The 10,848-nt window shown below is 54.0% G+C and carries 6 protein-coding genes, 1 tRNA gene and 1 pseudogene; 2 read left to right on the top strand and 6 right to left on the bottom strand.

Going from position 1 to position 10,848, the window contains the following annotated elements:
* Positions 1-368: pseudogene (locus AYR66_RS26255) on the bottom strand (oxygenase); the annotation flags it as partial.
* Between the two features lie 121 nt (positions 369-489).
* On the opposite strand from AYR66_RS26255, the gene AYR66_RS26250 reads away from it, so the two are divergent.
* A tRNA-Phe gene (locus AYR66_RS26250) sits at positions 490-565 on the top strand.
* 662 nt (positions 566-1,227) lie between these two features.
* Positions 1,228-5,253, top strand: coding sequence for a DNA methyltransferase (locus AYR66_RS26245; protein WP_088710485.1), 4,026 nt, complete (start codon positions 1,228-1,230; stop codon positions 5,251-5,253).
* Between the two features lie 48 nt (positions 5,254-5,301).
* On the opposite strand, the gene AYR66_RS26240 is transcribed toward AYR66_RS26245, so the two are convergent.
* From AYR66_RS26240 to AYR66_RS26220, 5 genes are read right to left on the bottom strand one after another with little or no spacing between them, the layout of a single operon-like run.
* Positions 5,302-5,652, bottom strand: a complete 351-nt coding sequence (locus AYR66_RS26240) for a hypothetical protein (protein WP_088710484.1) — start codon at positions 5,650-5,652, stop codon at positions 5,302-5,304.
* 5 nt (positions 5,653-5,657) lie between these two features.
* Positions 5,658-7,619 carry an AAA family ATPase gene (locus tag AYR66_RS26235; protein WP_088710483.1) on the bottom strand — a complete coding sequence of 654 codons (1,962 nt, stop codon included), beginning with the start codon at positions 7,617-7,619 and terminating at the stop codon, positions 5,658-5,660.
* A gap of 2 nt (positions 7,620-7,621) precedes the next feature.
* The gene (locus AYR66_RS26230) at positions 7,622-7,831 is read right to left on the bottom strand and encodes a hypothetical protein (protein ID WP_088710482.1); all 210 of its coding nucleotides are present in this window, start codon (positions 7,829-7,831) and stop codon (positions 7,622-7,624) included.
* Positions 7,824-9,965, bottom strand: coding sequence for a DEAD/DEAH box helicase family protein (locus AYR66_RS26225; RefSeq protein ID WP_088710481.1), 2,142 nt, complete (start codon positions 9,963-9,965; stop codon positions 7,824-7,826). Before AYR66_RS26225 ends, AYR66_RS26230 begins: the two co-directional genes overlap by 8 nt.
* A 3-nt stretch (positions 9,966-9,968) precedes the next feature.
* Positions 9,969-10,793: a helix-turn-helix domain-containing protein gene (locus AYR66_RS26220; RefSeq protein WP_206047350.1), complete on the bottom strand. Its 825-nt coding sequence runs from the start codon at positions 10,791-10,793 to the stop codon at positions 9,969-9,971.
* Positions 10,794-10,848 lie beyond the last annotated feature (55 nt).

The following is a 10,848-nucleotide window of genomic DNA, read 5'->3' as shown; positions in this document are numbered from 1 at the left end:
AGGGCCGCGTCGAGCGCCGAATTCAGGTTGCTGTCCTCGACGATCCAGGCTAGCGCGCCGGTCCGGGCGCCGTAGGCATCGAAGGTCAGGCTTCCCGCCTGCTCGCCGTCGCCCTTGACGTCCATGGCATCGACCGCCGCGACGCGCGAGGCGTCCAGCGCCTGCCAGACCTTGAGCGAGGACAGCAGGTCGTGGGCGACATGATTGAGGGCGTAGACGCGGACGTCCCAACTTGCCTGGGAAGCATCCCGGCGTGGTTCGGGCGGGCTGAGGAGCGTCACGGACAGGCCGGCTTGCGCGAAGCCGAGGGCGGCAGCCTTGCCGACTGCACCGTTGCCGATGACACAGATATTGCTTTGGATTTGCATGAAACAGGCACCCGCAGATGACAAAATCAGTAGATTCGCAAGCCATTATAGCCGTTCAAAAAAGTCCCGCTTGCAAAAAAGGCTTGCATATCCCGATGGCTTTGCTATACTTGCGCGCCTTGGCCTGGTAGCTCAGTTGGTAGAGCAGAGGATTGAAAATCCTTGTGTCGGTGGTTCGATTCCGCCCCGGGCCACCAAGAAAATCAAGGGCTTAGCTTCGGCTAAGCCCTTTTGCATTTCTGGAGGTGAATATTGGTCCTCGTGTCGCCAAATCTCCTGAGTTCCAAAATTTCGGAAATCTGCTTCCTCCCGGTCCATTTCCGGTTTTTCAAAGAGAGGCAGACGCAATGGTGAATTACCGAATTACCCAACCGCCCGCAGGTTAGCGGCATCGCCAAACGACTGCCTAAACCGAGCGCTGCCCGATAATTATTTTGCCCAATGCGCGGATTCCTTTAAATCTCGCAGGTTACGGTTGCCCCACAAAGGCTGCCCCCCCTACCTAGACAGCCAATATCTACGTAAATCGGCTGGAAAAAGAGGTCGAATGAAAGAAACCTCTTTCAGTCTTAATCCGAACCCCGTGTATTTGTGGCTCGAGTTCGCCCTGGACGCCGAGATTCCGCAGCCAGCGTTCTCGGTTGTTTTTCGCCCGTCCCGTGGATCGAACAAGCTTCTGTTGGCTAGCCGCACGCGCCTTTCTAGATCTGAGGGGCGAGCAGGATTCGCGCACAGGCACGTGGAGCGAGAAGTTCTCAATAGATAGATCGGTCGCCTATAGGTCCAAGTACGACTCCTCAACCCAGCACGCCTCGGTTAAAATGTGTGTTCACAGAAACGGTAAACACACAACAAGCGCATGACTAAGCCCAAAAACATTCAGCCCCTTGACAATGAATCCATTCCCGCAGACGGACAGCATGCGGCGCTGGGATTGACGTCGCTTGGCAATGCTTGCGGCCGACTTCTCAGGGACCGCCGCCAAGAGAAAGGGCTTTCATTGACGTCTCTTGCGGAAACGCTCGGCATCGCAAAATCTCATCTCAGCATGCTTGAGAGTGGTCACAGGCAACCGACCGATGAGCAATTTGAAGCATTGGCCGTCGCACTGGAAGTGCCTGCTGATGTTCTTCGCGTAGCAGCTGGGCGCCTACCTCCGGATGTGGCTAGTGCAGTTCCCGGGAAGGCTGACGCAATCGTGTCTGCGATCCGACGCGATGACTCTGGTGCGAAGGTGACCTTCTCGCGAGAGCTTTCCTGCCATTTCCAGAGGACGATTCAAGAGCGATTAGCCGATAGTCCGCTCGATGACGTACCGCCTTACCTCGATCATCTACGAGCCGGGAAGAATTCACAGGCGTACCGAGCCCATAGCTACCATACCAAAGTGCCGCCAGAAGCTATAGACAAGCTCGTTCGGCATCACACCAAGGAAGGGCAAATCGTAGCCGATCCATTTTGTGGAAGTGGAATGACTGGCGTTGCGTCCATCCTAGCGGGGCGCAACGCGGTTCTTAGCGACCTGTCGCCTGCCGCGGTTCACATTGCTCGGAATTACGTGACACCTTGCGAGCCGGAGGCGTTTATGAAGGCTGCGGCAAGAGTTATGGAGCGTGTTAGGCCAACGCTTAGTTGGCTTTATGAGACAGGAACGCCCGCTACACGTTCGCGCATTGAGTACACCGTCTGGAGTGATGTTTTTAAGTGCAATCACTGTGGCAGCGAGATCGTCTACTGGGAAGGTGCTCGTGACTCCAAGACCGGTGTTGTTTTAGATGCAGTAACATGCCCCACTTGTCGACGATCCAGTCAGAAGCGGGAACTCAAGTGGATTGGAGAGCGCCCCGTTGAAACCAATGCCAAAGGGTTGACCTCAAGAGAAGCTCACCCCCCAACCAATGCTGAACTTGAGCTAATCCAGAGAGCAAACGCTGGAGAGATCCTATATTGGATTCCACAAGTCCCCTTTACTGCGGAACGTGAAATGTGGCGAGCAGGTCACTCCGCGCAAGGGGTAAACTCAGTCGCGGATTTCTACACCAAGCGAAACCTACATGCGCTTGCAGCGATACGACACACTATCCAGGAAGAAAAGGACGAAAGACTTCGTTCCGCTCTGCTATTCGCATTTACAGGGATGGTTAATCGCGCGTCCAAGAGGTACCAGTGGAATGTCAAGCGACCTACAAATGTCATGACTGGAACCCTATACATCTCATCCTTGCGCTATGAGTGGAATGTAGGAAGTTTATTCGAGCGGAAACTGCGAGATGTCGCCAGATATTTCAAACACCTCGGAACACCAGATGGACGATCTGAAGTAGTCCAGGCCTCCGCAACCGGACTGAATCACCTACCTGACAGTTCGATTGACTATGTATTCATGGATCCGCCGTTTGGCGCGAACATCTTTTACGCGGATAGCAGCCTCCTTTGGGACGCATGGCTAGGAGCTTTGACTGACGAGCGGGAGGAAATTGTAGTCAATAAGCATCGCTCGCCGAGTGACGGAGGAAAGACTATCTCCGACTATCAGCGGTTAATGGCGTGTGCGTTCACGGAGGTCTCAAGAATTCTTAAACCGTGTGCGTACGCCACACTTCAGTTTAACAATTCAAACGACGAAGTTTGGTGCGCGATACAGGATGCTCTCAGTGAGGCCGGCCTGGAAGTTCGTCACGCTATCGGGCTAGATAAGATTCATCCATCCATCAAGGGCGTCAAGGGACTCCAGGCAAAGGAGAACGTAGCATCTCTTGATGCTCTGATCGAATTGCGCCGTCGTCCAACTGTACGACCTCGCGCCGTGAGGAATTTAGTTTCAGGCGAGGATCTCCGATCCGCGCTAGTGGAGTTTGCTGTTGCTCAACAAGGTCCGTTTACGACTGACGAGGCCTTTGCGTTTCTTGTGCGCTCTTCGCTTAAAGACGGCAACTCGCTAAACGGCCTGTCACTCCAGACGGTAAAGGATTTATGCGCGCAGATCTTCTATCCGTCAGGTTCGAAGTGGGTTCGAAGCTCTAAAGATCACACAACCATTGAAACCGCCCCACCCAACTTTGATGATGTAGGATCGCCTTTTGGTTGCGTAGCTGAACGCTATCTGTCCAACGATACCTATCTCACTGATCTGCTTGACCCAGCGCGTCCCGCGCCTGATGTTGGAGGTGAGCCGCCAAGAGTTGTGTCGGGACAGCGCAATACGGCGCTCTATAATGCGCATAGCTACCACACAAAGGTTCCTCCGGAAGCCATTACACCGTTTATTAAGCACTTCACACGCCCTGGAGACGTCGTTCTCGATCCATTCTGCGGAACCGGAATGACTGGTGTCGCCGCGCAGTTGTCTGGACGCCGGGCCGTGTTGAACGATCTGTCTGTTGTCGCTACTCATCTGGCCTATAACCATACTCGGCCGTGCGACCCGAAAGCACTGCAGGACGCATTCAACGAGATCGCCGCCGATCTCAATCATGAGTTTCGGGATATTTACGCCTGCACTGATGGTAACGATCGCGGATACATTCTCTACACCTTATGGGGGCGGGATGGGATTTGCCCTCACTGCCAAAAAGCATTCTCCATCTGGGACTCGATTGATCGAAAAACAGGTCGAATGCCGGCCATGCTTACATGCCCACATTGCCAACGAGAAACAGCGAAGCACGGGCTGAAGTACTCAGGTAATAAACCAGTGCTGCTTAGCTACCAGCGGGCTAACGGCCAGCGTGTTGAACGCGCACCAACGCCTGAAGATGTCTTAATCATTCAGAATCAGGCAGCGCAGTCTGCGAGAGCATGGTATCCCCAAGTTGAGATTGATCCGGCGCGCGAGATGTACATTCGGTCGGCCCTGCACCTGCAGGGCATTGCCCATGTAGCAGATTTTTACATGCCCCGGAATCTTCGAGCGCTCTCAAGCCTCTGGAGTCGCATTCAGCAAGTGGCCGATGAGCGGGTACGTGCCGCACTAGTCTTCGCGTTTACCAACACTGCTTGGCACGGAACCCGCATGCGGAGGTTCAACGCACGCGGCGGGCAACGACCGCTAACGGGAACCTTGTACATCCCTCAATTATCCTCAGAAGCAAATGTTCTCGAGGTAATGCGCAACAAAATCCGCCAACTCCGCTCCTATTACGAGAGCCTAGGCGTTCAGAGTGAACCGCTTCCCGCGATTCGGCTGGGATCGGCCACTCGCCTTCGTGGAATTCCTGACGCGAGTGTCGATTACGTGTTCACGGATCCCCCTTTTGGCTCAAATCTATTTTATGCAGATTGCAACCTGATTTGGGAGTCGTGGCTAGGGGGGTTAACTCCTCATCACGAAGAGGCAGTTGTTAATCGATCACGCGATGTTGCCAAAGGTGGAAAAACCGTAGCCGACTACGAGTTACTAATGACGCAATCAATGCGAGAAATATTCCGCGTTCTAAAGCCAGGAGCGTGGGCAACCCTCGTTTTTCACAATACAGATCCTGCGGTATGGCGGGCCATTCAGTCGGCCGCGGAAGTTGCAGGTTTCCAGATTGAGGATGCAGGCGCGCTTGACCGGAAGCAACACAGCCACAAAGGTTACAAGGGACGCGCCGAAAAGGAAGATGTTGCTCACTTCGATGTAATTATGTCCATGCGAAAACTAGTCGCTCCGGCGTCGCGTATTAGACCAGCTGAAGCGACTGTGGACGTCAAGCAGCTTATTATGGATGCCTATCTCGCGTTGCCAACCGATTCTCGGACGACGCAGCGAGTCCATTCCGAAGTGATTCAGCGCTTGGCTCGTGAGGGGCTCGGTCTCGACTCCGTATCATTTGATGACGTAAGGGAGCATATCCCACGCTCTTCACTAGATCAGCTAGATCTGCTAAGGGCCGAAGAAGGATAGTACAGTGAGTGGACACCATGGAGACTATTTTGACCTTGCTGAGTTTGGCTATCGGTGAGTAAAGATGGTCTCGTAAATATCTCCACCATTGCTGAGCGTCGCACCGATATGCTTGATGCCTTCGTTCATAAAGTACTCCGTAAGCCGATACGGCTCCGAGATAGCGGGAAAAAGTGCCTCCAAAAGGGAGCGGAGTGATCCATCAGGGTCTACACTCCCGACATTCCACTTCGTCTCAGCCCCGTCTGAGGTACCCGTTGGTATACCAAGTTTGATTGCATAGGCCATTGCGAATTTGGCGGCATCCAATTCGGAACCAAATCGTCCTGCGATTACTATGGCATTCAATGCGGCGGCGTTGGTCTTGCTGATTCCAATCGTTTTCTTATCGGCGGCCATTGTTGTCAATCCTTTCGGGGGACTAGTTCGGTGTGACGGGCAGATCTGCGTTCTAGTTTCCATTCTCCACGCAACTTGCTCTTCAGTTCATCTCGCGCCAGATCGGGAGGGAGTTCATCGTCATAAACCAGAAGGACAACTTGTTTTGCCATCGTTGGCAATGCCCGAACAATATTTCTGGTATGCCCTCGGTCGAGGCGGCCGAACGGTGAGTCGATAACGATAGGGCCTCGTAATGGAGCATTGTTTTGTAATGCCCCCATAAGGCACAAGGCGACTACATGTTCTGCTCCCGCCGAACGAACAGGAATGTCTGATCCGTCTTGGTGAACAATAGCTAGACCGTAGCTGTCATTGATACGCAATCCCGAATACTCAGGCTCCGTTGTCAAGGCCTTGAAGTGACGAGTTGCATCCGCTTCAACCCGCTTTCGCAGCTGCTCTCTGTATGCGCTAACGGCTTCATTGAAGAGGCGATGAAGATCAGAAAGTACTTCCCTCCGTCGCCGCTCAGCCGCAAGGTTGCCGCCACTAAGTTTGTCGAGCCGCTTCTGGATGTTTTCGGCGTCTGACTTGTTCTGCTCAACCAGTTCCCGGGTTCGAGCAACTCCTTTCTCTAGGACGTCTATCTGCCGAATCGTAGCCTCGAAGTCGGTCTTCGTTTTACGAAGTGACTCTTCGTCAACGCTTTCGAGCTGTTTGGCAATCTCATCTCGCTCGCCCTTCTTCGCTGCATAGTCAACCGCAGCCTCCTCGACCGCGTCCCAAAGAAATTGAAGGACATCAGTGCGCGAAGCCGCTGCATACTGATCCAGAGCCGTCAGCTTACGCCTGATCGATGCAAGTTCCTGATCCTTTTCGGCTCGATCACCGCCACAAGTCGAATGGATAGTTGATTGAATTCGCTGCCGTGCCGCGGGTGAAACCGGCTGCAAACAAGCCGGACACTCGGCGCCGTCATTGAGGTGCAGACTATTAAGCACGTCCGCTCGAAGCAACTCTGTCTGAAGTGCAGCTTCCATCTCGCGAAGCGATTTCTTCGCTTCCTGGATCGGCTCCACTAGCAGCGAACACCATGCTCCGGACATCGCTTGCTGAAGCTCTGCCTCCTTTGCTGCGCGCCGAGTCTCAATTTCTTTCATGAGACGATCTAAGGTATCGCGCTTGTCGAGCAGGGTACCTAATCGCTCCTTCTTCTTCATTGCTTCTTCGAGGGAAGCCTTCTTAGAGCGAGCTTCATCCAACTCGCCCTCAAGACGCTGAAGATCTCGATTCAACACTTCTCGCTGAGCATGTAGGTCTGCAAGCTGGTTGCCAAATTCCCGAGTCTTCTGATCCCCCTGAGCGGCAGTTGCCTCTCGGTGTTCGGATTTTTCCTTGAGTCGGAGCAGCGATGTTCGTGCGGACGTTAAGACTGGAACACCAAGAATACGCTCAATAGCCTCACTGATTCTCCGCCCCATATCGGTTTCGCTGCTCAGCAGGTCCTCGTACTCTTGGAGAAGTTCGCCGTCGAAAAGGAAGAAGCGCGAGATTTGTTCCGGAAGTATCCGCATCAACTCGGCTTGGGCTTGCTGCGGGCCTAGAACATGGCCGTCCCTCTCCAAGTAATAGTCGACCAAATAATCTTCATCGTTGGTCGGCAAAGCCACCCCGCTTCTAGGTCGACAAGAACGCGTCAATTTATAGGTGTGCTGTTCGTCCAGAAATTCAAGTTGAACTTGGAATCCAAACTTTCCTGCTGCGGCCTGCTCCCAATTTCCGACCTTGTGTAGTGACACTGTCTTTGTGCCGCGTCCGATAACCTTTCCGAAGAATACGAATCGTATCGCATTCAATAGAGAGGTTTTTCCACGCATGTTTTCCCCGTAGACAACTGTTACACCATCTTCGAGCGCTAGCGCGACCGTCTGATGCCCCTTAAATGGGCCAAAGTCGTCAATATGCAGGGCCTTAAGACGCAGCATAATCAGATCCCCTTGTTGAGATAGTGCTCCACTGCCTGCTCAACGCCGCGAGTGAGCTCACCATCACCTGCAGCACTATCAGCATGCAAACGCAAGATTTCACGCACAAGTCCAGCATCAAGCGTCGGGAACTTGTCGCGTCGAAGGCGCTCGACGGTATCCAGTAACGACTGAAACTGGTCCTCGCCTCGTTGTTGCAAAAGATTAGTCATGTTCCTCCTTATTATCATCGTCGTCCTCAATGCCTGCATTAACAACCCGTTCCCAGTCCATGCCATGCTCGATCGCTAGGCGCTGAAGATCGGTAATGCAGCCGGGGTTTATTGCGTGAGAACCAAATTCGATGGCGCGGGCAAGTTCTCCCTCCAAAATTGCGACTGCAGGTGGCTCGTCCGGATCGAATAAGGGGGTCACGAGCACGTCATACACGTTCGAGATCAACTTGGTCGGTGACTTTCTTAGCACGCGTCCCCGCCGTTGTATGAATTCTCGTGGATTCTTAGACGATGCGAGTATGAGCGCGTGTGACACCGCGGGAATATCAACCCCTTCGTCCAAGCAACGAATCGAGACGACAATTCCACCTTGAGCCTCGAACAGGTCAAGGGTACGGCGTGGATCTCCACCCATTGCAGTGTGATATTCGAAGATAGCTTCACAGCCTGCGGACCTAAGGGCGTCACGGACGGCCGCTAGCTGCACCTGATCGTCGCAGTAAACAATCCAGTGCTGACCTCTCCTATATGTCGATGTGACGATGGAAACGGCCGCGGAAACCTTCTGTCTTGCATTCTTGATGATCCGCGCACGTCTTATTAATAGCATCTTCAGGCGCGTTTCCGCATCGACATCTGCGGTCTTGGCGCCTATTGAGCGGGCAACCTGCCTTCGAATTTCCTTCGCGAGCCTGTTCCATTCCTCCTGCTCATCAGTATCTAATCGAACGCGATGAACGTTGTACGCGTAGGGAGTTAGAGTTCCGGCCCTAATGGCGTCATTAAGTGTGAATGGAGGAGGGACTACGCCTTCGAAGTAGTCGAAGATCGCGGCTGTTCCGGTTGGGTCGCCTGATCGAACAGGGGTCGCGCTCAACCCAAGGCGCGGGCCAGTGTCCAATTGGAGGATTCGCCGCGCCTGCAATGCTCCCAGTCGATGTACCTCGTCAGCAACTACGAATAGATGGCGACCACCACGACACGCCTGGATGAACTCGGGTGAGGATGCAGTCTGCATTGTAGCGAGTACGAGCCTAGGTGCTCCGGCCCCGGCCCGCGTCCACGCCCTAAGCCGGCCATCTTCTTTCCAATCAATGTGTCCGCCGCCGCAAACTAGTAGTCGAATGCCCACAGGGTCGAACGTTGAGCGCAGCTCCGCGGCCCATTGGCGAAGCAAGAGGTCGCTCGGAACGAGTACCAAGACAACTTCTTTGTGCGAAAACGAATCTTTGATTGCACAAAGGGCAGTAAATGTCTTCCCTGATCCAGTAGCATGCTCAAAAATTCCTCGTCGACCACGCGCCTTCCATGCATCAAGCGCTGCAACTTGGTGGGGGCGCGGTACTCGTCCGCCGGGTTTCGCTTCTGGCGACCACCCCTCTGCGGCTTGAATCTCGATGCAGATTTCCTCGACGAGTTCGCGCCAGTGCTCAGGGTCTGACGCTGTCACTAACGCGTCTCGCGCAACTTCCGGCAGCGGAACAGTTGTAACATCGGGAAAGTGGTTTTCCCAAAGCCTGTTGAAATAAGCCTGCTCTTCAGCTACTCGTGCTTGTTCACGTGAGCCGACCCAACTAAGGTATACGTCGACGGACTCCAAGTTTCCATCGAGAGCGAGGCCGGGCCACGTTTCGTTCATCGAACCTTTGAAGGCCACGGCATTGCCTTCAACGTCTTCAAAGATCCCCACCTTGTCGTGGAACAATCGCTTCGGCTTGCCCCCAGCTACGTCTCCCACCCAGGCAATGCGAATGTCAATTATTTTCAGCGCAACCAGTGATGCCAGCACTTTCGCAGGCTTCACAGATCCTGGCGTAGTCAGAAGCTGACGGAATTCTTCTTTGAGGAGATTACCTTGAGCTTCTTCATTACGTGCAGCGTAACCTGCCGTCATTGCGCTTACGTCGCCTTCGGAAAGAACAGGCGAGCAGATCAGCCGTATCCTCCCGCCATTGTCGACGAACTCGCGCAGACTGGGCCAAGCTAACGCATAAATCGCGCTACTAAAATACCCAACGGCGCGATCATAAGTATGCGCCGCAGCCATGCACGGCAAGTAAAACGCCTGGGCGATATTATCCTCAGGCTTGTGATACGTTTGCTTAAGTTGAAGATTCGCGAGGATCGCCAAGGACTACTCCCGAAGTAGACGCTGGCGTGTAAGCTCCATACGGCGAACTATTGCCTCGCCGAGGCTGCGCGACCTTACAGCAATGACCGTCTCGACAACGGAACGTCCGCTTGGGGGGCGAAGCTGGCGCTCTTGAGTAGCCAACTTGCCGGCCGACGCTTGAATAATCGTTTCCGCTTTAACTTGGACATTCCTTGACCACGCGAAGTCTGTGTAAAGTCCCGCATCCCAGAGAACAAAGACGTCCTCTTCAGCTGCATAGCCAACTAGCAAGACAATACGCCCGTCCCCGTTGTCAAACGAACCGCGCTCGCCACGGCGCTGGCCAGGAACGATCAGTTGAACCTTGTGCTCGCCCAAAGGACGCCCCCCCGGAGGACGGGTGGCGTTATACATATATGCGCGAACTCGCTGGGGCAACGGCGGGGCTAAATCCAGTTCAAAGGGCTTCGAATCCCAAGACGAATGAGACTTTACGCTTGACGGGCCAAGGGCCCTTACAAAACGACGGTGCAGTTCTTCCTGGGTCACGCGCTCTGTCAAATCCTCGACAGGGCGTGCCGCCATGCGGTTTGAATCGGACATATCAACGATCATCGATGTTTTAGGTTCGAAAACGTCCGGCTTCGTGAAATCTGACGAAGGCTCTGTTGAGGGCGACTTTCTCTGTGGCAGACCGGCTTGTAGGGACAGCCAGGACTCAAAGTCACTTCGACGTACTCGCCATTGTCCGCGGATTTTGAATGCGGGCAAATCGCCATTGCTCGCCAGGGCGTAGACAGTCTTCTCTGCCAGCTTTAGCGCGCTTGCAATTTCGCGGATCGTCATGACTGGGTCATTCATAGAGCCCCTTAGCTGTAGCTTCCAGTGCGCGGCACTGTAC

This window comes from Noviherbaspirillum denitrificans, assembly GCF_002211445.1.
Lineage (GTDB): Bacteria > Pseudomonadota > Gammaproteobacteria > Burkholderiales > Burkholderiaceae_D > Noviherbaspirillum > Noviherbaspirillum denitrificans.
Note: the sequence above shows the minus strand (reverse complement) of the source record. Positions and strands in the feature narration are given on the sequence as shown.

What these genes read in the sequence shown, in the direction of transcription:
- AYR66_RS26240 (WP_088710484.1), bottom strand. Translation starts at nt 5,652, where the DNA reads ATGGCCGCCGATAAGAAAACGATTGGAATCAGCAAGACCAACGCCGCC.
- AYR66_RS26235 (WP_088710483.1), bottom strand. Translation starts at nt 7,619, where the DNA reads ATGCTGCGTCTTAAGGCCCTGCATATTGACGACTTTGGCCCATTTAAG.
- AYR66_RS26245 (WP_088710485.1), top strand. Translation starts at nt 1,228, where the DNA reads ATGACTAAGCCCAAAAACATTCAGCCCCTTGACAATGAATCCATTCCC.
- AYR66_RS26230 (WP_088710482.1), bottom strand. Translation starts at nt 7,831, where the DNA reads ATGACTAATCTTTTGCAACAACGAGGCGAGGACCAGTTTCAGTCGTTA.
- AYR66_RS26220 (WP_206047350.1), bottom strand. Translation starts at nt 10,793, where the DNA reads ATGACGATCCGCGAAATTGCAAGCGCGCTAAAGCTGGCAGAGAAGACT.